This window comes from Novosphingobium sp. SG754, from assembly GCF_013149315.1.
In the GTDB taxonomy this organism is placed as follows: Bacteria; Pseudomonadota; Alphaproteobacteria; order Sphingomonadales; family Sphingomonadaceae; genus Novosphingobium; species Novosphingobium capsulatum.
Genome location: NZ_JABGCC010000004.1, coordinates 267,751 through 293,523 on the forward strand (window position 1 = coordinate 267,751; position 25,773 = coordinate 293,523).

The window sequence follows — 25,773 nt, forward strand, 5'->3', positions numbered from 1 at the left end:
CGCTCCCGCAGGTGCGGCGCCGGCCTGGTGTGGTGCCCCCGCGCCATCGTCAGAACGTGCTTTCGGGGATGATGATCACGTCACCGGGCATCAGCATGACATTGGCCTTGGTATCGCCCTTGCGCAACAGATCGCCGATGCGCACGGCATATTCGGTCTGCTTGCCGGTGGTCTTGTCAAACCGCACCAGCCGCGCGCGGTTGCCGGCGGCATATTCCGAAAGCCCGCCCACCGCGATCATCGCGTCGAGCAGCGTCATGTTGGCGCGATAGGGGATCGAGGCCGGCTTTTCGGTGGCGCCCACGATGCGCACCTGCTGGCTGAACGTGCCGGCAAACTTGTTGACGATCACCGAGACGATCGGCTCTTGAATATACTGCGACAGCTGCAGCTTGATGTCTTCGGCCAGCATCGAGGGCGTCTTGCCCACGGCGGGCATGTCGGTGATCAGCGGCGTGGTGATGCGCCCGTCGGGCCGCACCTGCACCGAGGCGCCGAGCTCCGGGTTGCGCCAGACGAAAATGGTCAATTCATCGAGCGGGCCGATCACGTATTCCTCGCCCGGCCCTTCCTGCAGCGCCACGAACGCGGCAGGCGGCAATTGCGGGCCATGGGCGCCGCCGGCACAACCGGTGAGCATCAGCGACAGGCACGCCGTTCCCAGGCCCAGGCGGGCAAGACGCCTGCGCGGGCCTGCAGGCCGTGCGGCGTTCAGGGCTGGGCCGGAATGGAACGGCATCGCAATCGATTCCTTTGTCTGGCTCTTGCGCCGGCCCACGTAGTGTCCCCTATCGGGACCATCGAGACCTGCGACCTTCATCGTCGGCTATCGACAAAAAGGGTGAAGATACGGTTATCCTTGTTGCCAACGGGCTTTCCCGACAAGGCGCTTGGTCGCCCGGTCCCAATTCGGGACGGGTGCCCGGGCAAAGATTAACCCACCGTGTGTGCGGCGCTTTCCGCCAGGATTTCCGTCGCCGGACCATGCCCCAGAAACGCCGCCGGGCTCGCCGTGGCGCCATAGGCACCGGCACAGAACACTGCCACCACATCGCCTTCTGCCCCCATGGGCAAGGCCGCACGGTCTGTCAGCCGATCGAGCGGGGTGCACAGACACCCCACCACGCTGGCTACCTCATCGGCCGGGGCATCCATGCGCGTGGCCAGCGCCAGCGGATAGTTGCGGCGCACCACGGTGCCGAAATTGCCGCTGGCGGCCAGCTGGTGGTGCAGCCCGCCATCGGTCACCAGGAACACCTCACCCCGGCTTTCCTTGCGCTCGATCACCCGCGTCAGATAGACGCCGGCCTCTCCCACCAGATAGCGGCCCAGTTCCACCGCAAGGCGCGTGTCACGCAGTGGCACGGCGTGGCGGACCAGTTCCTCGCCCAGGGCCGCGCCCACGGCGGGCAGATCGAGCGGCCGGTCGCCGGGGAAATAGGGAATGCCAAAACCGCCGCCCAGGTTGAGCGCGGGCAGCGGTACGCCCGCCTCTTGCGCCAGGCGCAGCGCCAGGTCGAGCGTCGCGGCCTGCGTGGCGATCACCGCCGTGGCATCAAGCGCCTGGCTGCCGGCAAAGATGTGAAAGCCGCGCCAGTCTGCCCCGGCGGCCACGATGCGGCGGGCCAACGCCGGCACATTTTCCGCGTCCACGCCAAAGGGCCGCGCGCCGCCGCCCATCTTCATGCCCGAACCGCGCAAGTCGAAATCGGGATTGACGCGAATCGCCAGGCGGGGCCGCTGCCCTGCCTCTGCGCCGAGCGCCAGGGCGCGCTCCACCTCGCGCGCGGATTCGCAATGCAGCGTGACACCGGCCGCGATCGCGGCGGAAATCTCTGCATCGCGCTTGCCCGGCCCGGCAAACCCGGCGCGCGCCGGATCGATGCCCTGCGCGGCGAGCAGCGCCAGTTCCCCGGCCGAGGCAATGTCAAACCCATCCACCAGCCCGGCCAGCAGCGCCAGCAGCGGGCCAAAGGGATTGGCCTTGACGGCATAGTGCAGCCGCACCGCCGGCGGCAGCGCCGCGCGCAGTTCTGCCACGCGCGAGCGCACCACGGCCGCGTCATAGACGAACAACGGCGTGCCGTGCTCCTGCGCCCAGACGCGCGCCGGGCGCCCGGCGATCATCAGGTCTGCCCCTTGGGCGGGGAAATGCGGGGGAATGGGGCCAAGCGGTTTCATCTGCCGGGGTCTTATGCCCTGCCAGTCAAGGCATGGTAAAGATCGGCGTAAAGCCCGGCGCGATCGTGCTTGCCATTGGCCGAAAGCGGCAGCGCCGCGCGCCAGTGCACCGCGCGCGGCAGCATGAAGGCCGGCACATCCTGGGCCATGGCGGCGCGCAGCGCGGCATCGTCTTCCCCCGCACCGGGCGCGACACGGCACACCAGGTGAATCGCCTGCCCCAGCGCCACATCGGGCAGGCCCAGCGCCACCACTTCGGCTACAAGGCCGGTGGCGAGCGCGGCTTCCTCCACCTCTTGCGGGCTGACGCGGTGGCCCGAGGTCTTGATCATGGCGTCGCGCCGGCCCACGAAGTGGAGCAGGCCCTGGGCATCGCGCCGCACCCTGTCGCCAGACCACACCGCGATGCCGCCCACCTGCGAAAACGACGGTGCCGGGCGAAAGCGTTCGGCCGTGCGCGCATCGTCCTGCCAATAGCCTTGCGCAACGAGAGGCCCGGCGTGAACCAGTTCGCCCTCCTCCCCATCGGCCGCCGCCATGCCGGCATCGCTGACCACCATGACCTCGGCAAAGGGGATCGCCGTGCCGATCGCGGTGGGATGGGCATCGATCAGCACAGGGTCGAGATAGGTGGAGCGGAACGCCTCGGTCAGGCCGTACATCGCAAACAGGCGCGCGGCGGGAAATAGCGCGCGCAGGCGTCGCACCAGATCGGGCGTGAGCGCCCCTCCGCTGTTTGTCAGCCGGCGCAGGGTTTGCCCGGCATCATCAGGCCACGCGCATTCGATCAGTTGCAGCCACAGCGGCGGCACCCCGGCCAGCGTGGTAATGCCGTGGCGCGTCACTGCGCGCACCACATCGCGCGGCATCAGGTAATCGAGCGGCACGGCGCAGGCCCCCGCCGCCCAGGCCGACAGCAACTGGTTCTGGCCATAATCGAACGCCAGCGGCAGGACCGCCAGCACGCGATCGTCGGCCGCAAGCCCCAGGTAATGCGCCACGCTGATCGCGCCGAGCCACAGGTTGGCCTGGCCGAGCATGACGCCCTTGGGCTTGCCGGTGGAACCGCTGGTATAAAGGATCGCGGCCAGGCTGTGCGGCAGCGCGGCCGAGGGTGGCAGGACGCTTTGCGCGTCAAGCGCGGCCAGCACCGCTGCCTCATCATGGACGGCCGCTGCTGCGGCATCGCCGGGCAGCAGGGTTTCCAGCCGGCCGGCATTGCCCAGCAACAACGCGGCGCCGCTGTCTGCCAGGATATGCGCGGCCTGCGCCCGGCGCAGCACCGGGTTGATCGGCACATGCACCAGCCCCGCGCGCACCGCCGCCAAGGGCATGATGCAGGCGATCAGTCCCTTGCCCAGCCACGTCGCCACCCGCGCGCCTGGCGCTGCCCCAGGCTGGGCCGCCAGCCAACTGGCCAATTGCCCTACACGCTGATTTAACCCCTCGTGGCTAAGCACCCCATCCTTGAGCACCAGCGCCGGCGCATCACGCTTGCCGCGCAGGGCAAGATGGTCCAGCGGGTAGACGGCAGGGTCGGGCAAAGGCGTCACGGCACTCCTGACGGAACAAGGAAAGGGAACCAGGCAAAGCGTGGCCTGCCGGGTCTATCATGCCGAACTTGCCCAAGTGCAAGACCATCCGCGCCTTGCCGCGCTGATGGCGCGCGGGGCTGCGGCCGGGCCGTTTGACCGGGCAGACTGGCTGGGGCTGATTGCCGCCCGTGCGCCGAGCCGCGCGTTCCTGGCCGTGGCGGAAGAGCCGGGCTTGGCGGCTCACGCGGAAGGCGCGATGCTGGCGCTGCCCCTGCTGGCAACGCCCCAGGGGCTTGCCGCCTGCACCAACTGGTACAGTTTCTGGGCGCGCCCGCTCACCACCGCGCCCGATCGCGCCGAAGTGCTGCTGGCCGCCATCGCGCGCGATCTCGCGCCCCATGGCGCGATCGATTTTGCCCCGCTGCCCGCGCCAGAGGCCGGCTGGATGGCGCGTGCATTCCGCGCCGCTGGCTGGATTGCCACGGTCGAACCCGCCCACATCAACCGGCACATGAGCGTGCAGGGACAGGATTTTGCCCAGTGGTGGTCTACTCGCCCCGGCGCCCTGCGCGCCACGGTGCGGCGCAAGGGCGCGCGCGGGGTGGTGGAGTGCCGCGTCGCCACCCGCTTCGATCCGACCGACTGGGCCGCCTATGAGGCAGTCTATGCCGCCAGCTGGAAACCGGCAGAGGGCGATCCCGCGCTGCTGCGCGCCTTTGCCCAGGCCGAAAGCGCGGCTGGCGCGCTGCGGCTGGGCCTGGCGACGATCGACGGGGCACCGGTGGCCGCGCAATTGTGGAGCGTGGAGCACGGCACGGCCTTCATCCACAAGCTCGCCCACCGCGACGATGCGCGCGCCGCGTCGCCTGGAACGCTGCTGTCGGCCGCGCTGTTTGCCCACGTGATCGACCATGATCGCGTCGCGGCGATCGATTTCGGCACGGGCGATGATCCCTACAAGGCAGACTGGATGGACCACACGCGCACCCGCTGGCGCCTGCGCGCGCACCATCCTGCGGCCTGGCGCCACTGGCCGGCGCTGGCGCGCGGGCTGGGCCGCCGCCTGGCCGGGCGCACGCTGCTTGCCCCGCCGCCGGGCGATGGGTAAGGCGCCAGGCATGACCGACACGCTTCCCGCTTCGCTCGACGCCGATCTGCGCGCGCTTCTCGCCGATGTGCTGGGGCTGGCCCCGGCGCGGGTGGCCGCGTTCACGGCACAGACGCCGCTGTTCGGCGCGCTGCCCGAACTCGATTCGATGGCGGTGGCGGGCCTGTTCACTGCGCTCGAAGACAGCTTCGGCTTCATCCTGGAAGAGGATGAGATCGACGGCGATTTGCTCGAAACCTATGGCGCGCTGCTGGCCTTCGTCGCGCGCAAGCAGGGCCGTGGCTGAACCGCTCGGCCCGCTGCGCTGGCCCTGCCCCGGATCGGGGGAGGACGGCGAATGGGCCCTGGCCACCGATGGCGCTGCGCCATTGGCGCGGCTGCTGATCGTGTCGCCGCTGTTTGATGAAATGAACCGCACGCGGGCCATGCTCGCCACGTTGCTGCGTGATCTGGGCGCGGCGGGCGTGGCAGCGATGCTGCCCGATCTGCCCGGCTGCGGCGAAAGCGTGCAGGATTTTTCCGCGCAAAGCCTCAACGCCTGGCGCGCGGCCATGGCGGCGGCGGCGCGTCATTTTGACGCCAGCCATGTCCTGGCGCTGCGCGGCGGGGCACTGGTCGCGCCACCCACCCTGCCCGGCTGGGCGCTGGCGCCACTCGATGGCGATGCCGTGCTGCGCCCACTGCTGCGCGCCGCCATGCTCGCTGCGCGGGCACAGGGAGAGGACACCACCGCCACCACGCTGCTGGAAACCGGGCGGGCCACAGGCATCATGCTGGGCGGCTACCGCTGCGGCGCGGCGCTGATTGCCGGGCTTCACGGCGCGCGCAGCCAGGGCGAAGGACAGCAGGTGCTCGCGGTGGGTGATCTGGGCGTGACCGGTGCAGCGCCGTGGCTGCGCCAGGAACCGGCCCCGGCCCCCGCGCTCGCCGCCGCGCTGGCCGCGCGCATCGTGGCAGACCTGGCGGCATGAACCGCAGCGTCATCCCTTTTTCGTGCCAGGGCGCACAGTTGCTGGGCACGCTCGACATGGGCCTGGCCAGCGGCGCCACCGGCCTGTTGCTCGTTTCCGGTGGCAACGAGATTCGCAGCGGTGCCTGGGGCGGTCAGGCCTGGCTTGGCGCCGCCCTGGCCCGCGAAGGGGTGCCGGTGTTCCGCTTCGACCGGCGCGGCGTGGGCGATAGCGAAGGCGAAAACCGGGGTTTTCGGGCCAGTGGCCCCGATATTGCCGCCGCGCTTGCCGCCTTTCGCGCCGCCGCGCCGCATGTGAAACGCGTGGTTGCCCTGGGCAATTGCGACGCGGCCAGCGCGCTGATGCTCCATGCCGCCACGTTGCCCGGCCTCGACGGGCTGATCCTGGCCAATCCCTGGACGGTGGACGGAGAAAATGAAACGGCGCCGGTTCATTCTGCCGCCGCGCTGCGCCGCCACTATCTGCGCCGCCTGGCCGATCCGCGTCAATGGGCCCGCCTGCTGGCCGGCAAGGTGGCGCTGGGCAAGCTGGCGGGCGGGCTGCGCACCGCCGCCGCGCCCCAGGCGGCTTCAGCGCTGGCAGAAGAGATGCGCGCCGCGCTGGCCAGCTATCGCGGTAAGGTTACCATCCTGCTCGCGCAGGGTGACCGCACCGCGCAGCTGTTTGCCAGCCATTGGGGCGCCGATCCGCGCGTGATCGGCAACCCTGGTACCAGCCATTCCTTTGCCGATGCGCCGGAATGGCTGTTGCACCAGGTACTTGCCGCGCTAGGCGATTAGGCCTGGGTCAGTTGCCCGGTGGCAAAGTCCAGCTCTGCCACAAAGCGTTCGGCATCAAGCGCGGCCATGCAGCCGGTGCCCGCCGCCGTCACGGCTTGGCGGTAGGTGTGGTCCATCACGTCACCACAGGCGAACACGCCGGGGATGGCGGTTTTGGGCGTACCGGGTTCAACCACGATATAGCCGCTTTCATCGAGCGCGAGCTTGCCGGCAAACAGGCTGGTGGCGGGCGCATGGCCGATGGCGACGAACGCACCGTCGGTTTCCACGCGGCTGCCTTCGCCGGTCACCGTATCGACCAGTTCCACCGCCTTGAGGCCGCCAGCCATGGGATCGCCGGCAAACGCGGCCACGGCCTTGTTCCACAAGACGCTGATCTTGGGGTGGGCATGCAGGCGCTGCTGCAGGATGCGTTCGGCGCGCAGGCTGTCGCGACGGTGGATCAGCGTGACATGCTCGGCATGGTTGGTGAGGTAGAGCGCCTCTTCCACCGCAGTGTTACCGCCACCGATCACCACCACCTTCTTGCCGCGATAGAAGAACCCGTCGCAAGTGGCGCAGGCCGAAACACCCTTGCCCGACAGCAGCTGTTCGCCCGGTACGCCCAGCCACTTGGCCTGGGCACCGGTGGCGATCACCAGCGTATCGGCTTCATAGACATCGCCGCTGTCGCCCACGGCGCGGAACGGAGGGCCGGCCAGATCGATATCGGTGATGGTGTCCCACATCATCCGCGTGCCGACATGCTGTGCCTGCGCTTCCATTTCCTGCATCAGCCAGGGGCCCTGGATCACGTCGCGGAAGCCGGGATAGTTTTCGACATCGGTGGTGATGGTCAGCTGCCCGCCGGGCTGCAGCCCCTGCACCACGATCGGCTCCATCCCGGCGCGCGCGCCATAGATGGCCGCCGTCAGGCCAGCCGGGCCGGAACCGATGATAAGCATGCGGGTCTTGTGCGTCGTCGCCATGGAAACTCCTTCCGATGGCGCGCGAGATAGGGGCTGGTCGTGAAAAACACCAGCCCAAGCAAAACTTGCCTGCGTTTAAACCAGGGCGCGGATACGCCTGGGCTCAGGCACCCTGGCGCTGCGTCACGCCTTCCAGGGCACGGCTGACGACAACCGCCGCCGGGGTGGGCTTGGGCACCAGCACGCCGCCTAGCTTGCGCACGGCTTCATCCATGCGATCAAGATCGCCGGTATGCAGGACATAGGGCACGCCACGTTCCGCCAGCGCCTTGGCCACCGGGGCGCAGGTCTGGCCATGGGCGAGCGAGACATCGAGAATGGCCGCCACGATGTGCTCGCTCTCGGCAATTGCCAGCGCTTCGGCCAGTTCAAGCGCGGTCAGCGGAACGCAACCTGCGTCCTCCACCGCAAATTCCAGATCGAGCAGAATGAGGGGCTCGTCATCGAGCACCAGCACGCGACAACCATCATTCGGGCAACACGACTGGCCCATCAGACTGCGTCCTCGCGCAGGGGAACGCGCAGCCTTGCCCTCAATCCATCGGGATGCCAGTCACGCATGATGTTGCCCCTTGCCATGTGCAGCATGCGGTCGACGATCCCCATGGTGGGCGCCTCCGCGTTGTTTTCGGGCGGGTTTACCGCCGGCCCGCCCTGTTCGATCCAGTCGATCACGATCGTGGGTGCCTCGCTGGAACCGTTCTTCTGCCAGGCAACCGTAACCTCGCCCCCATCGCTGCTGAGCGCGCCATGCTTGGCTGCGTTCACCGCCAGTTCGTGAAGCGACAGGCCCAGCACCGAAACCGCGGAGAAATCGCTGCGCAATCCGTTGCCCTTGAAATGAATGCGCTTCCCATCCGGGTCATAAGGCGACAGCACGGACCGGATCGCCTGGCCGACTTCGATAGACCCGCTCGATGCCTCGTCCAGCGTGGTTTCATAGGCGCGGCCCAGGGCCTGGATGCGATCGTTGATCTCGCGCGCCTCAACCTCGATTCCGCGGCTGCGCCCGGTAAAGTTGACGATGCCGCCGATCACCGCGAACATGTTCTTCATGCGGTGCGACAGTTCGCGCGCCAATTCGCGGGCGTGGCGTTCGTCGGCGCGGGCGGCGCGCACGTCGGACACGTCCCACTGGCTGCCGAAATAATAGATCAGGCGCCCCTGCGCGTCATAGATCGGGCCCAGGTGCAGCGCGTTCCAGAACGCTGAACCGTCCTTGCGATAATTGAGCAGTTCCACCACCACCACGTCTTCGTTTTCGACTGCCTGACGAATACGGGCAACAGCGCTGCGATCGGTTCCCGGCCCCTGCAGGAAGCGGCAGTTGCGACCAATGATCTCATGTTCTTCATAGCCCGTCAGCCAGCGGAACGCGCGGTTGACGAAGACGATCGGGGCGTCGGGCGTATGCGGATCGCACAGACAGACGGCCATGCGGGTCTGGGCCATGGCCTGCTCGAACAGCACGCCAGAGGCACCGATAAAAGCATCGTCAGGATGGTTGGCAAGGAACCGTTCGGCGCTGTCGTCATAGGCGCCACCGGCCTGGCTTGCACGTTGCGGGCCAGCAGACTGCCCAGCGCCGCCGGCATCGTAAAACGCCCTGTCGTCGCCGCTCGCGGCTTCACCCGCCTTCGTGGCCTCGTCCGGGCGCTCCGGCGCCTGATCTGCCCTGTCACTCGACAAACGTTTGTTCCTGATGTTCTCTCGACCCATGGCAGAATGCCACTTAATGGCGGCAAAATGCGCCAGGGCCGGGAGCGGTTCCCCGCGATAGCGAAAATTTTGCGCTACACCTGCAAACCGGCAAAACCCTGCGACAGATAGCGCAGCGCGCACCCGGCGAGCAGGGCAGTGCCCGTCGGCAGGGCCGCTTCATCCACCACCATGCGGGTGGAATGGATGCCGCAGGCATGGCGCCAGTCCGCCCCCTCGTGTGCCACGCCCAGGAAGAACATGGCGCCGGGCACCTGTTCGAGCACATAGGAAAAGTCTTCGGCGGCCATGATGGCGTGGTCCAGCCGGACAAAGGCCTCGGGCCCGGCCAGATCGCGGGCCACCGCTTCGCCGAGGGTCACCGCGCGGGGATCGCACATCGTCACGGGAAAGCCCTCGTGCAGCGTCACCTGCGCGGTCAGGCCGTGGGCGGCGGCGACATGGGTGGCGCAGGTTTCCAACGCCGCGCGCAGACGCGTGCGGTTGCCGGGCGACAGCGTGCGCAAGGTGCCGATCATGCGCGCGCGATCGGCGATCACGTTGTGCGCGCTGCCCGCCTCGATCCGCGCCACCGTGGCCACCACCGGATCGGCCACCGAGAACCGCCGCGTGACCATCGCCTGGATCGCGCTCACGATCTCGCACGCCACCGGCACGGGATCGAGCGCATCGTGCGGCATCGAGGCATGACCGCCGCGCCCCTCCACCACGATCTCGAACTGGTCGGCCGAGGCCATCAGCGCGCCGCCCCGTCCCGCCACCAGGCCATGCCGGCTGTTGGGCATGATGTGCAGCGCAAACGCGGCATCGGGCAGCGGATCCCCCAGCAGCCCATCCTCGATCATGAAGCGCGCGCCATGGTGCCCTTCCTCGCCGGGCTGGAACATGAAGCGCACATCGCCCGCCAGTCCTTCCGCCCGCGCGGCCAGCAGTTCCACCGCGCCGGCCAGCATCGCGACATGGGTATCATGCCCGCAGGCATGCATCGCGCCGGGAATGGTGGAGGCAAAATCGAGCCCGGTTTCCTCTTGCATGGGCAAGGCGTCGGTATCGCCACGCAGCAGAACGCAGGGCCGATCCGCGCCAGCCGGCACGGCCCCGCCACGCAAGGTGGCAACCAATCCCGTCGTCGATCGCCCCTGCGCCCATTCCAGCGGCAGATGCGCCAGGGCGGCGCGAATCTTGTCACGCGTGGCTGGGTTGTGCAGGCCCAGTTCCGGTTCGGCATGGATTGCGCGGCGCAAGGACACGATCTTGGGCGCGAGCGCCTGTGCCGCTGCGCGCACATCGCCGATCCCGCTGTTGCCTTCTGCCATCCCATGCTCTCCATGCCACTTGCGCGCCGCGCGGTGATGCACTGCGGCCATTGCCCACGCCTCATGCCCTTTAGGACGGGCTGGACAGACGTGTCGAGCCGGCGGTTGCGCTGGGGTGCGCCATCGGGCAATGCTGGAAGGAATGACGTCTGCGCCGCGCCCCCCGCTCTGGTCCATCCGCGGCCTGCAAGCCTGCAGACCTGCCACCCGCTATACCGTGGGCGTGCTTCTGTTCGTGCTCGCGCTGTCGCTGCGCTGGGTGGCCGATGATCTGTTTCCGCCCGGCTTTCCGTTCCTGACGTTCTTTCCTGCGGTCATCATCGCCACGTTCATTGCCGGGCGCGGCCCTGGCATGGTTTGCGCCATATTGAGTGGCCTTGCGGCGTGGTACTTTTTCGTGCCGCCCGAATTCAGCTTTGCCATCAACACCCAGGTTGCCACGGCCATGCTGTTCTACACCGGCGTGGTGGCGGTAGACATCGTGCTGATCGATGGCCTCACCCGCCGCCAGCGGCAGCTGGAGGAAAGCGAAGCGCGCCTGGCCGAGATGGCGGCAAACCAAGCCTTGCTGTTCAAAGAATTGCAGCACCGCGTGGCCAATAACCTGGCCTCTGTCGCCTCGATGCTGCGGCTGCAGCGACGCCAGATCGAACGCAACCCGGCGCTCGCGCTGCCGCTGATCGATCGCGCGGACCAGCGCATCGAGATGATGGGCCGGGTGCATCGCCAGCTCTATGATCCGGCCGTGCAGACCAAGCCGATCAGCGAAATCCTGGCCTCAGCCGTGAACCTGGCGCGCGAAATGGCCGATGCCGATGCGGTGGACGTGGACGTGGTGACCGAGGATGTGCGCCTGGAGGTGGGCCGCCTGCTGCCTTTGGTGCTGCTGCTGACCGAACTGCTCGCCAACAGCTTCAAGCATGCCTTTGCGCCTGGCCAGCCCGGGCGCATCGACGTGCGGCTGGAACGGGTCGATGATGCCCGGCTGTGCCTGACCGTGGCAGACAATGGCCGCGGCATGCCAGCCGCCGATCCGGCCGATCATATCCCGGGTGGCGTGCGCACGCGGCGCGGACTGGGCACGGCGATCATTGCTGGCCTGGTGGCGCAGCTGGGCGGCAGCCACCGCGTGCGCAGCGGCACCGACGGGGCGGCCAATCCCGGCGTAACCACCGTGGTGCTGTTCCCCGAAACGCTTGGCCGCCAGGGCTGATCAGACAGGCTGATCACCACCCTGGCGGGCCAGCGCGCGCTGCTTAACGCGCGGCGATCGGCCCAGGCTCGTTGGCGACGATCGCCAGCGTGCTCTGCCAGGCGGCCACGTTCTGCGCCAACGTGGCCGGATCGATCTTGTCCAGCGTATCGTCGGGCGTGTGGTGCAGATCGAAATAGTGGGTGCCGTCCTGGTTCAGGTCCACCACCGGCAGCTTTTGCGCGGCAATGATCGCGCCCACATCTTCGCCGCCATTGGCCGTGCCATCGCCCGGCACCACGCCCAGCGGATTGAGCGCGGCCACCAGGCGCGCCTTCACCGCATCGGCTGACGGCGCGAAATTGGTGATCACCCGCCATACCCGGTCTGCGCCGAAATCGCTTTCCATCGCCAGGGCATGCGGCTCCTTGCCATGCTTTTGCGCATAGGCTTCGCCGCCAAAGCCTCCCACTTCCTCGCTTCCGGCAAACAGCACGCGGATCGTGCGCAGAGGCTTGCCGCCATCGGGCCCGCTGGTCTGCGCGCCCAGCGCCGCGCCAGCCACGATGGCGCAGCCGGCGCCATCGTCGATCGCCCCGGTGCCCAGATCCCAGCTATCGAGGTGGCACGCCACCAGCACCGGCGGCAGCGACGGATCGCGACCGGGCAATTCGCCCACCACGTTGCCCGAAGGCGCATTGTCGATGATCTGGCCGGTCAGCGTCAGGTGCAGCTTGAGCGGCTGGCCGGTGGCGGCCAGCCGCGCAATCTGATCGGCATCGGGATTGGATACTGCGCCGGCGGGAATGGGCTTCACGCCATTGGCCCAGCTGATCACCCCGGTGTGCGGGTTGCGGTGCTTGTCGGTGCCGACAGAGCGGATCACCACCGCCAGCGCGCCCTTGGCCACGGCCACGCCCGGCCCCTGGCGCCGCACGTTGCCATAGGGGCCATAGCCGCTGCCATCCTGGGTTGGCGCCATGGCATGGTCGATAAAGGCGATCTTGCCCGCCAGCGAACCATCGGGCGCCGCTTCCAGCGCGGCGAGCGAGGGGAAATAGACCAGCGGCGCGGTGATGCCCGCCTCGGGCGTGGCGCCGGAATAGCCCAGCGCGGTGATCGCCAGCGGCTGCGCGGCAAAGCCGACGAGTTCGGCCTTGTCGATCCCGCGGCGATAGGCGCGCATGGTGAACGGCTCGATTGCCACGTTCTGGAAGCCCAGCTGCTTGAGGCGGGCGGCGGCCCACTCGCGGGCGCGGGCCTCGGCCGGGCTGCCAGCGGGACGCGGGCCGACCTGCGTGGTCAGGTCGCGCACCAGATCCCAGGCCACATCGGGTGCAGGCGCCGCGGCGTGGGCCAGGGTGGGCACCATGGCGGGCGCAAGCGAGAGAACGGCGGCGGCGGCAGAAAGGCGGGCGGTCAACGAGCGCATCGGCAAATCCCGGAAGGAGTTGGGGGTGCGCCACATTTGCGCGCCCCCCTGGGAAGTCAACCGCCAGCCTGTTCAAAACACGCGATTCACGCCCCCGCCAGTGCCTGTTCCAGATCGGCCAGGATATCGTCGATGTGCTCGATGCCGATCGACAGGCGCACATAACCGGGGCTGACCCCGGCAGCGGCCTGCTCTTCGGCAGAAAGCTGGGAATGGGTGGTAGACGCCGGATGGATCGCCAGGCTGCGCGCATCGCCAATATTGGCAACGTGATAGAACAGCTTGAGTGCATCGATGAAGGCCCGCCCGGCCTCAGCGCCACCGGCCAGTTCAAAGCCGACCAGCCCCCCTGCCCCGCGCGGCAGGTATTTCGCGGCCAGCTCTGCCGCGCGGCCCTGCGCCAGCGAGGGATGGATCACGCGCGTGACCTTGGCATGGCCGGAAAGCCATTGCGCCACTGCCGCCGCGTTCTGGCTGTGCCGCTCGATCCGCAGCGGCAGCGTTTCGATCCCCTGGATTAGCTGGAACGCGTTGAACGGCGACAGCGCCGCGCCCATGTCGCGCAGCAGGATCACGCGGGCGCGGATGGCATAGGCGATCGGCCCCAGCGGCTTGATATCGCGCGCCCACACCGCGCCGTGATAGCTGAGATCGGGCAGGTTGAAGAGCGGCTGCCGTTCGGGGAATTCGTCCCACGCGAAATTGCCGCCATCCACGATCAGGCCGCCGATCGAGGTGCCATGCCCGCCCAGATACTTGGTCGAGGAATAGACCACCACCGCCGCGCCATGGTCGAACGGGCGGATCAGCAGCGGGGCGGCAGTATTGTCGACGATCAGCGGCACGCCCAGCTTGCGCCCGATTGCCGCCACTTCGGCAATCGGAAAGGCCACCAGCTTGGGATTGGGCAGGCTTTCCGCGTAATAGGCCCGCGTGCGGTCGTCGGTCGCGCGGGCAAACCCTTCCGGATCGGCCGGATCGACAAAGCGCACCTCGATGCCCAGATCCTTGAGCGTGTTGGCAAACAGGTTCCAGGTGCCGCCATAGAGATCGGTGGAGCTGACGATATTGTCACCCGCCCGCGCCAGGTTGAGCACGGCATAGGTCGAGGCCGCCTGGCCCGATGCCACGGCCACGGCAGCGGCCCCGCCCTCCAGCGCCGCCACCCGCTGTTCCAGCACGTCGGTCGTCGGATTGCCAAGCCGCGTATAGATTGGCCCGAGTTCCTTGAGGGCGAAGCGGTTGGCGGCCTGCTCGGTACTGTCGAACTGATACGACGTGGTCTGGTAGATTGGCACGGCCACCGCGCCGGTGGCCGGATCGGCGCGCCAGCCGGCATGCAGGGCCAGGGTTTCGGGACGGGGCGTGCGGGTTTCTGGCGTTGTGTCGCTCATGGCATCCTCTGGTCGTTGGGCATTCGCCCGATTTGTCTACTTATTCAATTGACATAATCAAGCCCGGAATTGCGCATGGCATCCTGTGGCCGATACTGCGTGGCAATGCGCAGGCGCGGGGACAAGCGCGATCAACCATGGCCTGGTTACACCACCATCCACACGGCTCAACGCGCGCGACCCCCGGGGATGGGGTTTTGAACTGGGGGTTTTCAGGCCATGACGGACCAGACACCGATTTCCGCCACCGATCGCAAGCGCGCGCAGGAAAACGCGACCGTGCAGCGCAACGACGCGATCGAACGCGCGCTGCTGCTGTGCGAGTTCACCGGCGACGGCGTGATCATCGGCGCCAACGAAAACTTTGCCCATCTGCTCGGCGAGCCGGCCGAAGACCTTGTCGGGCGGCGCTATCACAACCTTTGCCACGAGGGTTTGCAGGACCCCAGCACGGAGCCGGCCTTCTGGCAGCGCCTGACCGATGGCCAGGGCCAGGTTGCCGCGCTGCGCCTGGCGGTGCAGGATCGTCCGCCGGTGTGGGTGCGCCTGGCGTTCACGCGTCTCGATACCGCCGAAAGGCTGCCCACGCGCATCCTGGCGGTGGGCATCGACATCAGCCGCGATGGCTTGGCGCGGTTCAACGCGCAGGCCAAGCTCGGCGCACTCGATCACGCCGTGGCCCTGGTGGAATTCACCATGGATGGCGAAGTGGTGGCCGCCAACGAAAACTATCTCAAGCTGACCGGCTATACCCTGGCCGAGGTGATGGGCCAGTCGCACACGCTGTTCTGCGACAAGGACACGGCCGCATCGGATGCCTATCGCGAGTTGTGGGCCGCCCTGCGCCGCGACCAGGTGTGCCATGGCGCCTACAAGCGCGTGGGCAAGAACGAGACGGATATCTGGGTGCGCGCCTCCTACACCCCGATCCGCGGTGCCGATGGCAAGCTGGAGCGGGTGCTCAAGATTGCCTATGATATCACCGCCGAGCGCCTGTCCACCGCCGAATACGAAGCCAAGCTGGAAGCGATCGACCGCGCCATGGCCGTGGTGGAATTCGATCTGGATGGCAACGTGGTCAGCGCCAACGACAATTTCCTGTCGGTCATGGGCTATTCCCCGCGCGAGATCCTGGGCCAGCATCACGCGATGTTCTGCCTGCCCGAATTTGTCCGCACCCGCGAATATGCCGATTTCTGGATTGCGCTCAACCAGGGGCAATTCCAGTCGGGCCGGTTTCACCGCGTGGGCAAGCACAACCGCGATGTGTGGATCCAGGCGACATACAATCCCGTGCTCGACCTGCGCGGCAAGCCGCGCCGCATCGTCAAATACGCTACGGACGTGACCGAGCAGGTGCGCCTGGAGCAGAAAATCGCCGCGCGATCGCAGGAAACCGCCGGCGTGGCCGATCGCCTCGGCCGCACCATCGAGGAAATCAACCGCAGCACCGAAACCGCCAACAAGCTGGCCAATCTGACCGAGACGAAGGCTGATGAAGGCGGCGTGGCGCTCAAGTCTGCGCTCGAATCGATCGAACTGATCCAGAAATCGGCCACCGGGATTGCCGAGATCGTGCGCGTCATTTCCGAAATCGCGGGGCAGACCAACCTGCTGGCATTCAACGCCGAGATCGAGGCAGCGCGCGCCGGCGAGCATGGCATCGGCTTTTCCGTGGTGGCGGGCGAGGTGCGCAAGCTGGCCGAACGCAGCAGCACCGCTGCGCGCGATATCAGCCGGCTGATCGAGGAAAGCCTGGTGCGCATCGGCATGGGCACCGAGCGCGCCCAGGCTGCACAAAGCGCGTTCAGTGCGATCGCCGCCAGCGTGGGTGACACCAGCTCTGCGATCGAAGTGATCACCCGCTCTGCCCTGGCCCAGGACGAGGTGGCGCGCCACATCGTCACCCTGATCCAGGAACTGGCCGCCGCCGCCCATGACCCCGCCTGAACCGGCCGGGCCAGCCGCAACCTCGCGCCTCTATGGCCTGTTGCAGGTAGCCGGCATCACGCTGGCGATGGCGACCGCAGCGATCCGCGAGGTGGTACCCCGGCCGGCGCAGCTCTTGCCCTTTCCGATCACCCGGCCCGATCTGGCCGGGGCCATCGCGGTGCGTGGGGCGATCATCCCCGTCATCGACATGGGGCTGATGCTGGGCCTGGCCCCGGCATGCGTGCACGATGGCATCGTCGCGATCGTGCGGCACCAAGGCGGCGTTACCGGCCTTCTGCTCGATTGCATCGAAGGCATTGCCCGCCTGCCCGAAAGCGCGCTGGGCGCCCTGCACTATCCTGACGACGCGCCGCTCCACCGTCTTGCCGCCGCTGGCTTCCTGCACGGCGACACGCGCGGGGTCGTGCTCGATACCGCGCAACTCGCCGCCATGCCGGGCCTGCCCCTGGTGCCCGACAGCCTTGCCGGGCAGCGCCAGGAACACCGCCTGGGCCATGGCGCGGGTGACAAGGTGACCTGCCTGGTGTTCCGCGCCGGTGGGCAGCGCCTGGCGCTCGATGCCCATGCCATCGTCGCCACGCTGCCCGAATCCGCCCTTGCTCCGCCACCGGTGACCAACGCGCTGTGGGTGGGGTCGCTGGCGTGGAACGGCGTGGCTGTGCCGGCGGTCGACACCCTGCGCCTGGCCGGCATTGGCAGCCTCGGCCGCACGCCGGGGCGCAGCGCCGCCGTGGTCATCCACGTCGGCCCGGCAGATAGCGCAGCCGGCACCCGCGCCCGGGCCGCGCTGCTGATCGACGGGGTGGACGACATCCGCCAATTGCCGCGCCATGCCGGCGCCGCGCTGGGTGCGATCGGCATTGCCGGCACTGGCGGCGCCCATGCCCTGGTCGACCTGGGCGGCCAGCCGGTGCTGCACCTGTCCGCGACGGCGATTACCGGCGATCCGCGCCTGGCAGAAGTGGCAGCCATGCAGGTGCCGGTCGCGCCCGAGGATACCGATGGGCACCAGCGCCTGCGCGGATTGCCCGCTGCCACCGGCACCACCAGCACGGCCAATGCCTGGCTCACTTTTCGCCTGGGCGAGGCGCGCTATGCCCTGCCGCTGGGCGCAGTGGAAGCGGTGCTGCCGGGCGATCAGCCGCTCTTGCCGCTGGCCGGGCAATTTCCATTATCGGCCGTGTTCCTGCATCGCGACCGGCCAACACCCGTGCTCGATCTCGCCGCGCGCCTTGGCTGCTCGCGCACCGCAACCGTGGACGAGGCGATCATGGTGGTGGTCGGCATGGCCGGCCAGCGCCGGGCCTTTCTGGTCGATATGCTGTGCTCGGTCGAGCGCGTGCCGCTTCAGGCGCTGCGCACGCAGGCCACCTCGCGGCAGTTGCCTGCAGCGACGATCCGCTGCCGCGCCAACGAGACCTGGGAAGTGCTCGACTCGGCAGCGCTGGGCCTGGCTGGTGAGGCAACCCCGCCTGCGGACATCGCCTGCCTCACCGCCTGACCAGCCTGGCGCCGGGCATCCCCAAGTGCTTGCCCAACTTGGGCGCGCCCTGTAGAGCGCGGGACAATTTCGCACGTTTTGCCAAACGTTCTGTCTCGCGCAAGGACCCTCAGATGGCCGCCCAATACGCCTACGTCATGAAGAACATGACGAAAACCTTCCCCGGCGCGCAAAAGCCGGTGCTCAACAACATCAACCTGCAGTTCTACCAGGGCTCCAAGATCGGCATCGTCGGCCCCAACGGCGCCGGCAAGTCCACGCTGATGAAGATCATGGGCGGCATCGACAAGGACTTCACGGGCGAAGCATGGCCGGGTGAGCACATCACCGTGGGCTACCTGCCGCAGGAGCCGCAGCTCGATCCCACCAAGACCGTGCTGGAAAACGTCAAGGAAGGCGCGCGCGAAGTGGCCGACCTGGTCGATCGCTTCAACGAGATTTCCAACATCATGGCCGATCCGCCGGAAGACGTCGATTTCGACGCGCTGATGGAGGAAATGGGCGATCTGCAGGGCAAGATCGACGCGGTCGATGGCTGGACGCTCGACAACCAGCTTGAAATCGCGATGGAAGCGCTGCGCTGCCCGCCGGGCGACTGGTCGGTGGAAAGCCTCTCGGGCGGTGAAAAGCGCCGCATCGCGCTGACTCGCCTGCTGATCCAAAAGCCGTCGATCCTGCTGCTCGACGAACCGACCAACCACCTCGACGCCGAAAGCGTCGAATGGCTGGAAAACCACCTCAAGGAATATGCCGGCGCGGTGCTGATGATCACCCACGACCGCTACTTCCTGGACAACGTGGTCGGCTGGATCCTCGAACTCGACCGGGGCAAGTACTTCCCCTACGAAGGCAATTACTCGACCTACCTGGAAAAGAAGGCCAAGCGCCTGGAGCAGGAAGACCGCGAGGCGACCGGCCGCCAGAAGGCGATCAACGACGAACTCGAATGGATCCGCGCCGGCACCAAGGGCCGCCAGACCAAGTCGAAGTCGCGTATCAAGAAGTTCGAGGAACTGGTCGCCAGCCAGGAAAACCGCTCGCCGGGCAAGGCCCAGATCGTCATCCAGGTGCCCGAGCGCCTGGGCGGCAAGGTGATCGAGGCCAAGAACATTTCCAAGGCCTATGGCGACAAGCTGTTGTTCGAAAACCTCTCGTTCATGCTGCCGCCGGGCGGCATCGTGGGGGTGATCGGGCCGAACGGCGCGGGTAAGTCCACGCTGTTCAAGCTGATCACCGGCCAGGAAACACCCGACACCGGCGAAATCGACATCGGCTCGACCGTGCGCCTGGGCTATGTCGACCAGAGCCGCGACCATCTCGATCCCAAGAAGAACGTGTGGGAGGAAATCTCCGACGGGCTCGACTACATGAAGGTCAACGGGTTCGACACTTCGACCCGTGCCTATGTCGGCGCGTTCAACTTCAAGGGCCAGGACCAGCAGAAGAACGTCGGCAAGCTCTCGGGCGGTGAACGCAACCGCGTGCACATGGCCAAGATGCTCAAGCAGGGCGGCAACGTGCTGCTGCTCGACGAACCGACCAACGACCTCGACGTGGAAACGCTCGCGGCGCTGGAAGAAGCCATCGAAAACTTCGCCGGCTGCGCCGTGGTCATCAGCCACGACCGCTTCTTCCTCGATCGCTTGGCCACCCACATCCTGGCGTTCGAAGGCAACAGCCACGTCGAATGGTTCGAAGGCAACTTTGCCATGTACGAAGAAGACAAGCGCCGCCGCCTGGGCGATGCGGCCGATCGCCCGACGCGCCTGGCGTACAAGAAGCTCACGCGCTGATCAAAGATGGTGCAAGGTTTCGCACCACCCCCAACCCCCTCCTCTGAAGAGGAGGGGGAGTTAAGACGCTGATCTAAAAGCCCCCTCCTCTTCAGAGGAGGGGGTTTGGGGGTGGTGGAAGCCAAGAGCGACGCACGTCAGGGCGCCACCCAGTTCCCCACCCAGCCCTGCTCCCCGCGCTCAAAGCGCGCGCGCACCCCGCCCTGCGCGTCCAGCTTGAGCCAGTCGAGCGTCTCGGGCTCTACCAGCAGCACTGCAAAGGCATCGCGGCCAGCCTCGGTTTCCGCCAAACTGGGCCGGCGCGCCCGGAGATCGGCAGGCAGCGCGCTGCCTGCCTCTGCCAGCGGTGCACCCGGGCCATGCGTGGCCAGATAGCAGCGGCGGCTGAACACCGCCGCAGCATCCCAGGCGGCATCGGCCAAGGCGCCGTGCTGCTCGATCCGTGCCGACCCGGCCAGGCGCAACTGCACGCGCGCCGCCGGATCATAGGCCAGCACGCTGGCACGGCCGTATCGGGCGATCGTCGCCACCTTGGGGCTGCGTGCATCGGTGTGAAAGCGCAGTGCGGCCAGGCTCGGCGCCGCCGCGCGCAACACCATGATCCGCATCTCGCCATCGGGCGTGCCCACCACGGGGCTGTGCATCGCTGCATGGCGATCGGCTACGGCAGCGTCCAGCCGTGCCTGGGCATCGGCAATAATATCTTCCAGCCTATTCATGGTGATAGTGTGGCCGTTGCGCTGCGTCTTTGCAAAGATGGCCGATAGGGCTGGCCGATTGCCTAAGTAGCAAGATGAACGGCGGGCTATCCATTCGGTTCAGCGATGTGACAGCGGCAATGCTCTATCACTATTGGCAAGTGATGGGAAACCAATGCCATCGCGCGACATTTCCTGAAAACACGTTCGAAAGGGAGACGGCCATGGCCGCCAGTAGAAAATGGACAACGAAGATCGGCGCGGCGCTGGCCGTTGCCTCTCTGGCAGCCGCCGTTCCCGTTACGGCCTTTGCCGATGATCATGGCGATCACCGCGGTGGTGAAAACCGCGGCGGCTTCCCCGGCGGTGGCCAGCCGCGTGGCGGTGGTTTCCCCGGTGGCGGCCCCGGTGGCGGACAGCCCCGCGGTGGCGGCTTCCCGGGCGGCGGGCAACCGCGCCCGATGCCGCAAATGCAGCAGCAGGCGCCCCAGCCCATGCCGCAGCAAGGCCCGCGCGGCCCGCAGGGCGGCTTTGGCGGCGGTTTCCAGGGCCAGCCCGGTGGCTGGCGCGGCGGACATGCCGTGCCGCAACCCGGTCAACCGCCCCAGCCAGGCTGGCAGGGCAACGCCCCTGGCGGGGATCGTGGCCCCGGCCGTCCCGGTTGGAACAATGACGGTGGCCAGGGTCGCCCGGGTTGGAACAACAACGGCGGACAGGGTCGCCCCGGCTGGAACAACAACGGCGGCCAAGGCCGTCCAGGTTGGAACAACGATGGCGGACCGGGTCGTCCCGGCTGGAACAACAACGGTGGCCCCGGCCGCCCTGGTTGGAACAACGATCGTGGTCCCGGCCGCCCCGGCTGGAACAACAACGGCAACTATGGCCGTCCCGGCTGGAACAACGATCGCGGCCCCGGCCGTCCTGGTTGGGGTGACAACCGTGGCCCCTGGCGCAACGATTGGCGCCAGGATCGCCGCTATGACTGGCAGGGGTGGCGCACCGACCATCGCGATCTGTTCCGCGGGCCGCGCTACTTCGCGCCTATGCCCAACTATCGCTACAGCCGCCTGAACATCGGCATCTATCTGGGCGCGCCATTCTTTGCCCAGCAATACTGGATCGCCGATCCGTGGGCCTATCGCCTGCCGCCGGCCTATCCGCCCTATCGCTGGGTGCGCTATTATGACGATGTCGTGCTGATCGATACCTACACCGGCCAGGTGGTGGACGTGATCTACGACTTCTTCTGGTAAGAATGATGATACGGGACGGCCGGCCTTGCGCCGGCCTTCTTGTATGCGGTGAACGTCCGCGCGGCGCGGAACGCCCCGTTCAGAGCGTGCCGATCGCGCCCAGAATGTTGCGCATCATCGCCAGCCCATCATCGGTCAGGCGCACATAGCGCCGGCGCAGATCGCCCGTGTCGGCCTGGCGGTAGAGCAGCCCTTCGCGTTCAAGCCGCGCGATCCAGCGCAGAATCGTGGTGGAAGGCACGCCGGCTTCCAGGCACACGCTCGACACCTGCAATTCGGTGCCGCGCTTGTGGGCGATATAGAGATCCAGCAGGATGTCCCACGCCGGTTCGCCAAACAGGCCCTTCACCGGTGTCACCCCGTCGCGACGCCGGCGTAATGCATACAAGGCCTTGGCAATGCGGAAGGATTCCGCTTCGGCATCGACTAGGGCATCCAACGGAACGCGACCTCCCACAACTGGAGCAGTTTTGCTGCCTAAGGGAACTGCAGGCGCGAATGGCTTGGTCGTCACAGTGGTTCCCGTTACTTTCGCGAGGCCTTCGGTCGGACACAATGCCCAAACCGCTGGACAGCTTCAGGTTAACCGCACCTTGCAATAGCCCCATATCGACAATATTTCGCGATAATTATCAACGATTTCGGTCCACATCGGACCAAAACCTACCAGAATTTACATTTGCGCCCGCTTTCCCAAGGGTTCCTGCCGAGCCGGCTTGCAGCCAGCGACACGTTCTTGCATGACGTCCCTATCATGGTTTTGTTCCGTTCCGAGCCCCACCCCGACAGTGCCGATCTCAAGCGCATCGGTAACCAGGTGCGCACGCGCCTCGATGCCGATCCGGCCGCCTATCGCATCCCGGTTGAGGATTTCGAGATCTATGCCGTGGGCGAATTCTTCACCCGGCCCGAGTGCGAGCGGCTGATCGGCGTGGTCGATGCCGTGGCCCGCCCATCAGACACCTACAGCACCGATGGCGGCCGCACGAGCTATAGCGGCGATGTCAATCCCCATGATCCGTTCATCCGCATGCTGCAGCGGCGGATCGACGACCTGATGGGGCTGGACCCTGCCTTTGGCGAAACCATCCAGGGCCAGCGCTATCAACCCGGCCAGGAATTCAAGGCGCATTTCGATCATTTCCGCCCGTCAGACCCGATGTGGGCCGAAGAAATGCGCAACGGCGGCCAGCGCAGCTGGACGGCTATGGCCTATCTCAACACCGTGGAAGAAGGCGGCTCGACCGACTTTCCCAAGGTCAACCTGTCGGTTCCACCCCAGCCCGGCGCGCTGCTGATCTGGAACAACATGAACCGCGACGGGCGGCCCAATCCCAAGAGCATGCATGCCGGGCGGCCGGTGATCCGCGGCGTCAAATACGTGCTGACCAAGTGGTATCGGTCCCGTCCGTGGAATTGAGGCCTGGCACCAGGCTGGTGCGCGCCTTCCTCCTTTCCCTGCTGGCGGCATCGGCCCTGGCCACCCACCCGGCCGGGGCGCAAGCCCTGCCCGCCGCCGCCACAACAACCACACCCGATCAACGCCAGCGGAGCGATGCGGCACTGGCCGTGTTCCTGGCGCAGGATGACGCCGCCCGCCGCGCGCTCGATCCGCTCGACACCCTGGAACGGGGCGAGCCACTGACGGCCGAGCAGTTCCGCCTGATCTTCGATCCGGCGCTGACCACGATGCAGCGCGCGCGCAATGCCGCCGCGCGCGATGCCCTGGCGCGGATCAACCCCGACACGCTCGATCCGGCACAGCGCATTTCGGCCGAGGCCTATGCCGCCGTGCTCGATGACGAGCAGGTGATGCTCAGCCCGCCGGTAGCCGACATGCTGGCGATGATGCCGCTCAATCCTGTCGGCGGATTGCAGGTGGAATATCCCGGCCTCGCCTCAGCCGGCGGGCCGATGGAGCTTGCCACCGGCGCAGACCATGCCGCCAACCTGGCGCGCGATCGTGCCCTGCCGGCGGTGTTCGATGCGGCCATCGCCCGCTATCGCGAAGGGCTGGCGCGCGGCGTGACCAGCCCGCGCCCGGTGGTGGAAACCCTGATCGGGCAGATCGACGCGCTGCTGGCACGCCCGCCCGAGCATTCCCTGTTCATGACCCCGGCGCAGCAGGCACAAGGCCTGAACGGCAAGTCTGCCATGCTTGCGCGCCGTCGCCTGCTGGCCGAATATCGCGCCGCCACGATCGAGGCGGTCTATCCCGCCTATCGCAACCTGCGCGCGTTCCTCGCCAACGAATACCTGCCCGCCACGCGCGAGAGCGTCGGCCTCGATGCCCTGCCCGGCGGCGCGGCGCTCTATCGCGCGCTCTTGCACCACCACACCACGCTCGATCTCGATCCCGCGCAGGTCCATACCCTGGGCCTCGCTGAAGTGGCGCGCATCCAGGCCGAGATGGACGTGGTCAAGACCCAACTTGGCTTTACCGGCTCGCTCCATGCGTTCTTCGACGAAATCCGCGTCGATCCGCGCTATCACCCGCGCAAGACCGAGGATCTGGCCGCGGGCTATCGCCGCGTGGCGCAAGTCGTGGCGGCGCAGGCCCCGCGCTTTTTCATCACCATGCCGCGCACGCCGCTGCTGATCATGCCCCACCCGGCCTATCGCGCGCGGTTCGAGGCGGGCGGCAGCTATAGCCCCGGCACCGCCGATGCCAGCCGGCCGGGCGTGTTCTATTTCAACACCTTCGATCTAAAGAGCCGGTTCATGACCGGGATCGCCACGCTCTATCTGCACGAAGGGGCACCGGGCCACCATTTCCAGATCAGCCTGGCCCAGGAAAACCCGCGCCTCCCCGATTTCCAGCGCTATGGCGGCAACACCGCCTATGTCGAAGGCTGGGCGCTCTACGCCGAAACCCTGGGCTATGCGATGGGGCTGTATGATGATCCCATGCAGCACTGGGGCACGCTGGATGACGAGATGCTGCGCGCCATGCGGCTGGTGGTCGATACCGGGCTGCACAGCCAGGGCTGGAGCCGCGCCCAGGCGCTGGACTACATGCTCGCCAATTCCGGGATGGGCCGCAGCGATGCGCAGGCCGAAGTCGATCGCTATATCGCCGATCCCGGCCAGGCCGTGGCCTACAAGATCGGCGCCCTGACAATCCAGCGCCTGCGCGGCGAAGCCGAACGCCGCCTCGGCCCACGCTTCGACCTGCGCGCCTTCCATGCCCAAGTGCTGGGCAGCGGCGCGCTGCCGCTGCCGGTGCTGGAAGACAAGATCCACGATTGGATCGAGGAACAGGCGGCGCGGTAGCTGGCCGAGAAGAAGCTGGACCCCGGATCAAGTCCGGGGTGACGAAGACTGTGAGGTATTTTAAACACCTCAAATCAAATACCTAACGTCACCCCGGACTTGATCCGGGGTCCAGCTTTGTCCCTCAATACCACGCCCGAACCAGGCGCGTGATTCTCAGAATGATTCCACACGAAGCCACGAAGCCACGAAGAAGCCACTTCTCTTCGTGCCTTCGTGGCTTCGTGTGGAATTTTAAAAAAGAGCGACGCAGTGTGAGTGGATTTCACCACCATTGCCGGGATTGCCCATATTCATCGCCAAGTGCCGTTGCTTCCACGCAGACGGGAATCCAGCCAAGAGATCAGCTCAACAACCAGACGCCTGCCCTTTTGCACCCTAGTCAATGGATTCCCGCCTGTACGGGAATGACGAAGGAGTAGGAGTGCAAATGGCCGGAAGCTCACACTCCTTATTCATCCTACTCTGGCGAGCCGAAGCGGAGGGAACATTTCGTGCACATTTCAGGCTGATGCCAGACTTGTTTCGAAAAAAGCGGAGCCAGCATCTGATCTTTGGCGTGCTTAGTGGCTGTTCCATAGCGTCTATAAACGAGCCAGCCACAAGACGGGCATCTTAAGTTGAATATCCAAGCCCCGGGCATGAAAATGACCCCGCCGGCGAGCGCGAGTAAAAAGCAATCGGTGATCCCGGCTAAAATTATGAGG

General features: G+C 66.9%; 22 protein-coding genes. 11 read left to right on the forward strand and 11 right to left on the reverse strand.

All coding sequences use genetic code 11. From position 1 onward, the window contains the following. Positions 1-49 precede the first annotated feature (49 nt). The 3 genes from FHW97_RS11905 to FHW97_RS11915 form a co-directional block, all read right to left on the reverse strand. Positions 50-640: an XrtA/PEP-CTERM system exopolysaccharide export protein gene (locus FHW97_RS11905; protein ID WP_231627739.1), complete on the reverse strand. Its 591-nt coding sequence runs from the start codon at positions 638-640 to the stop codon at positions 50-52. A 293-nt stretch (positions 641-933) separates the two neighbouring features. Beyond that, positions 934-2,181, reverse strand: a complete 1,248-nt coding sequence (locus FHW97_RS11910) for a pyridoxal-dependent decarboxylase, exosortase A system-associated (protein ID WP_171799072.1) — start codon at positions 2,179-2,181, stop codon at positions 934-936. A gap of 11 nt (positions 2,182-2,192) precedes the next feature. Then, entirely contained in the window at positions 2,193-3,734 is a 1,542-nt protein-coding gene (locus FHW97_RS11915; RefSeq protein WP_171799073.1) for an acyl-CoA ligase (AMP-forming), exosortase A system-associated, read from the reverse strand. A gap of 40 nt (positions 3,735-3,774) precedes the next feature. Here FHW97_RS11915 and FHW97_RS11920 point away from each other — a divergent pair, with 40 nt between their 5' ends. Genes FHW97_RS11920 through FHW97_RS11935 form a run of 4 tightly spaced genes read left to right on the forward strand, consistent with a single transcriptional unit; the run spans position 3,775 to position 6,574 of the window. Beyond that, positions 3,775-4,824, forward strand: a complete 1,050-nt coding sequence (locus FHW97_RS11920; RefSeq protein WP_370525394.1) for a GNAT family N-acetyltransferase — start codon at positions 3,775-3,777, stop codon at positions 4,822-4,824. A gap of 10 nt (positions 4,825-4,834) precedes the next feature. Further along, entirely contained in the window at positions 4,835-5,110 is a 276-nt protein-coding gene (locus tag FHW97_RS11925; RefSeq protein ID WP_054132212.1) for an acyl carrier protein, read from the forward strand. Continuing rightward, positions 5,103-5,795: a hypothetical protein gene (locus FHW97_RS11930; protein ID WP_171799074.1), complete on the forward strand. Its 693-nt coding sequence runs from the start codon at positions 5,103-5,105 to the stop codon at positions 5,793-5,795. The genes FHW97_RS11925 and FHW97_RS11930 overlap by 8 nt, the downstream gene beginning before the upstream one ends. Further along, a complete protein-coding gene (locus tag FHW97_RS11935; RefSeq protein ID WP_171799075.1) occupies positions 5,792-6,574 on the forward strand; it encodes a hydrolase 1, exosortase A system-associated in 783 nt (260 codons plus the stop codon). Before FHW97_RS11930 ends, FHW97_RS11935 begins: the two co-directional genes overlap by 4 nt. On the opposite strand, the gene trxB is transcribed toward FHW97_RS11935, so the two are convergent. The 4 genes from trxB to FHW97_RS11955 form a co-directional block, all read right to left on the reverse strand. Then, positions 6,571-7,542 carry a thioredoxin-disulfide reductase gene (gene trxB / locus FHW97_RS11940; protein ID WP_171799076.1) on the reverse strand — a complete coding sequence of 324 codons (972 nt, stop codon included), beginning with the start codon at positions 7,540-7,542 and terminating at the stop codon, positions 6,571-6,573. The genes FHW97_RS11935 and trxB overlap by 4 nt on opposite strands. 103 nt (positions 7,543-7,645) lie before the next feature. Continuing rightward, complete coding sequence (locus FHW97_RS11945) at positions 7,646-8,035, reverse strand: response regulator (RefSeq protein WP_022676194.1); 390 nt, start codon at positions 8,033-8,035, stop codon at positions 7,646-7,648. After that, positions 8,035-9,231, reverse strand: a complete 1,197-nt coding sequence (locus tag FHW97_RS11950; RefSeq protein ID WP_022676193.1) for a PAS domain-containing protein — start codon at positions 9,229-9,231, stop codon at positions 8,035-8,037. The genes FHW97_RS11945 and FHW97_RS11950 overlap by 1 nt, the downstream gene beginning before the upstream one ends. Before the next feature lie 104 nt (positions 9,232-9,335). Next, positions 9,336-10,577, reverse strand: coding sequence for a M20 family metallopeptidase (locus FHW97_RS11955; protein ID WP_216647736.1), 1,242 nt, complete (start codon positions 10,575-10,577; stop codon positions 9,336-9,338). 142 nt (positions 10,578-10,719) lie between these two features. Between FHW97_RS11955 and FHW97_RS11960 the strand changes: the two genes are divergently transcribed. Continuing rightward, on the forward strand, positions 10,720-11,790 hold the full coding sequence (locus FHW97_RS11960) for a sensor histidine kinase (RefSeq protein WP_171799078.1): 1,071 nt from the start codon (positions 10,720-10,722) through the stop codon (positions 11,788-11,790). 43 nt (positions 11,791-11,833) lie between these two features. Here the strand turns inward: FHW97_RS11960 and FHW97_RS11965 are convergent, their stop codons facing one another. After that, positions 11,834-13,201: a M28 family peptidase gene (locus FHW97_RS11965; protein WP_171799079.1), complete on the reverse strand. Its 1,368-nt coding sequence runs from the start codon at positions 13,199-13,201 to the stop codon at positions 11,834-11,836. 86 nt (positions 13,202-13,287) lie between these two features. Beyond that, the gene (locus FHW97_RS11970; RefSeq protein ID WP_171799080.1) at positions 13,288-14,595 is read right to left on the reverse strand and encodes an O-acetylhomoserine aminocarboxypropyltransferase/cysteine synthase family protein; all 1,308 of its coding nucleotides are present in this window, start codon (positions 14,593-14,595) and stop codon (positions 13,288-13,290) included. Positions 14,596-14,814: 219 nt separating this feature from the next. Between FHW97_RS11970 and FHW97_RS11975 the strand changes: the two genes are divergently transcribed. The 3 genes from FHW97_RS11975 (at position 14,815) to ettA (ending at position 19,842) form a co-directional block, all read left to right on the forward strand. Continuing rightward, on the forward strand, positions 14,815-16,545 hold the full coding sequence (locus tag FHW97_RS11975; RefSeq protein ID WP_022676188.1) for a PAS domain-containing methyl-accepting chemotaxis protein: 1,731 nt from the start codon (positions 14,815-14,817) through the stop codon (positions 16,543-16,545). Beyond that, a complete protein-coding gene (locus FHW97_RS11980) occupies positions 16,532-18,049 on the forward strand; it encodes a chemotaxis protein CheW (protein WP_171799081.1) in 1,518 nt (505 codons plus the stop codon). The genes FHW97_RS11975 and FHW97_RS11980 overlap by 14 nt, the downstream gene beginning before the upstream one ends. Before the next feature lie 113 nt (positions 18,050-18,162). Beyond that, positions 18,163-19,842: an energy-dependent translational throttle protein EttA gene (gene ettA / locus FHW97_RS11985; RefSeq protein ID WP_171799082.1), complete on the forward strand. Its 1,680-nt coding sequence runs from the start codon at positions 18,163-18,165 to the stop codon at positions 19,840-19,842. A 137-nt stretch (positions 19,843-19,979) separates the two neighbouring features. Here the strand turns inward: ettA and FHW97_RS11990 are convergent, their stop codons facing one another. Next, positions 19,980-20,561: a flavin-binding protein gene (locus FHW97_RS11990; protein ID WP_171799083.1), complete on the reverse strand. Its 582-nt coding sequence runs from the start codon at positions 20,559-20,561 to the stop codon at positions 19,980-19,982. Between the two features lie 203 nt (positions 20,562-20,764). On the opposite strand from FHW97_RS11990, the gene FHW97_RS11995 reads away from it, so the two are divergent. Further along, entirely contained in the window at positions 20,765-21,793 is a 1,029-nt protein-coding gene (locus FHW97_RS11995; RefSeq protein WP_216647737.1) for an RcnB family protein, read from the forward strand. 79 nt (positions 21,794-21,872) lie between these two features. Here the strand turns inward: FHW97_RS11995 and FHW97_RS12000 are convergent, their stop codons facing one another. Beyond that, positions 21,873-22,232 carry a winged helix DNA-binding protein gene (locus FHW97_RS12000; protein WP_022676163.1) on the reverse strand — a complete coding sequence of 120 codons (360 nt, stop codon included), beginning with the start codon at positions 22,230-22,232 and terminating at the stop codon, positions 21,873-21,875. Positions 22,233-22,547: 315 nt separating this feature from the next. Between FHW97_RS12000 and FHW97_RS12005 the strand changes: the two genes are divergently transcribed. Together FHW97_RS12005 and FHW97_RS12010 are read left to right on the forward strand one after the other, a co-directional pair. Further along, entirely contained in the window at positions 22,548-23,213 is a 666-nt protein-coding gene (locus FHW97_RS12005; protein WP_022676162.1) for a 2OG-Fe(II) oxygenase, read from the forward strand. Between the two features lie 17 nt (positions 23,214-23,230). Then, the gene (locus tag FHW97_RS12010) at positions 23,231-25,066 is read left to right on the forward strand and encodes a DUF885 family protein (RefSeq protein ID WP_370525392.1); all 1,836 of its coding nucleotides are present in this window, start codon (positions 23,231-23,233) and stop codon (positions 25,064-25,066) included. Positions 25,067-25,773 lie beyond the last annotated feature (707 nt).